General features: G+C 56.9%; 1 protein-coding gene. It reads right to left on the reverse strand.

All coding sequences use genetic code 11. The features are described from left to right. Positions 1–147 precede the first annotated feature (147 nt). Positions 148–1,356, reverse strand: a complete 1,209-nt coding sequence (locus ABRP87_RS11190; protein ID WP_349868848.1) for an IS110 family RNA-guided transposase — start codon at positions 1,354–1,356, stop codon at positions 148–150. Positions 1,357–1,695 lie beyond the last annotated feature (339 nt).

The following is a 1,695-nucleotide window of genomic DNA, read 5'->3' on the forward strand; positions in this document are numbered from 1 at the left end:
GGGGGTGTTCCTATATAGGTTGTCAACTCCGTGGGTGAGGTTGCTGGGGGTATGAAGGGTTTCTGCTTCACGCTGCGGATGTTGTTTTCGGGCATGCTGAAGAGCCGATTGGGCTTCTTGCGCAATCGGCTTCGGGGTTTGGAGTGGCTAGGCTGCTGCGGCCTCCTGGGCTGTGGGGATGTCTCGGTAGAGTTCTTCGCTGCGCATCATGGCGAAGAGGACGTTGAGGCGTCGGCGTGCGAGCGCGACGACTGCGGCGTTGTGTCTTTTGCCTTCGTTGCGTTTTCGTTCGTAGAATTGCCGGGAACGCTCGTGGAATCTGATCGATGCAAAGGACGATTGCCATAGGGCGTTCTTCAATTTTTTGTTGCCGGCCCGGTTGGGTGAATTCGACATGATGGACGTTCCCGACTGGTTTGTCCGTGGCGACAGGCCTGCGTAGGAAGCTAGGTGCGCTGCATCGGGAAAGTCGGACATATCGCCGACTGTCATAAGGATTTGCGCGGCGCTACGTGGGCCGATGCCGGGCATTGACAAGAGAATCTCGGTCTGAGGAATGTCCTGGATTAGCTCGAGTACCTGGGCTTCAATCTCTTTACGGTGCTCCAGCTTGGCTAGTGCATCTTTGGCGGACATTGCTACGCCAAGTTCCGCGTATTCTGCACCGGCGATGGATACCGTCTGGCCGTGGATGGCAGCAAGCATGGCATCGATAACTGGCTCAGGATTACGTGCCCTGTGACCACGTGCGAAAGCTGCCAGCCGTGCTTTGCCGACGCGTCGAATCTTGGTGGGGCCACCGTATTTCGCCAGAAGGTGGAGGATCCACTTGCGGTGAATCATCTGTCCACGCAGGACATGTTCGAATGCGGGGTAGGTTCCCACGAGCGCGGATCGCATCTGGTTGATCAGGCGTGTGTAGGCGCGGACGAGGTCTTCGTCGATACCGTTGAGAACTTTCAGCTGAAGGAAGACTTCCTCAACGCGGTCAACACTACGCAGAGCATCCGGCAGGTTAAGGCCGGCATGGGCGATGACGTAGGCGTCGCGTACATCGGTCTTGGAGTTGCCGACGTGGATACGTGAAAGCTGTCGCATGGCAAGCCCGGGGAGGTAGCGAACGTCGGCTCCCATTGCTTGGGCGACTGCGACGGTTAGCCTGCCGATGTTGTTGGGCTGATCAACGACGACAAGGACCTCGGCGTCGCTGGCCAGGAATTTGCCGAAGAGCTTGCGTAGCGAGTCTTCGTGCTGGTTGATGCGTTTGGATAAAACTTGTCTGCCCTGGGGATCGAGGACGCAGGCGTGGTGGAAGTATTTGCCGACGTCCATTCCAATGACGAAGTCATAGGCCATGAGTTGGTGCCTCCTAGCGATGAGTAGAAAGTTGGATTATTTACGCTTCATCGCTGGGGTGGTCGGACATACTTGCGCTGGCATCCACATTACTGTGAGACCTCGTGCCTCCTGGGCCGGGTCAGGTTCCTATAAGCAGTTTGAGTATGTCACTGTCTTCGGCGGCATCACCCCCCGGATCATTTCAGACAGGGACAGGAATAAGCCATACCGAAGCCAGCGACTAGTTCCACTGTCCTTTCGGACGGCGGGAACGGACATAAACATAGCCCGCCCACTCGGGTGGACAGGCTATGAATCTTCGGTGCCCTGGGGTGGAACTGCTAACAACGTAATGGG

The sequence above is a fragment of the Corynebacterium sp. KPL2830 genome, from assembly GCF_040225635.1.
GTDB lineage: Bacteria > Actinomycetota > Actinomycetes > Mycobacteriales > Mycobacteriaceae > Corynebacterium.

Bases quoted from the DNA above. Each gene is read 5' to 3' on its own strand.
- ABRP87_RS11190 (WP_349868848.1), bottom strand. From the start codon at position 1,356: ATGGCCTATGACTTCGTCATTGGAATGGACGTCGGCAAATACTTCCAC.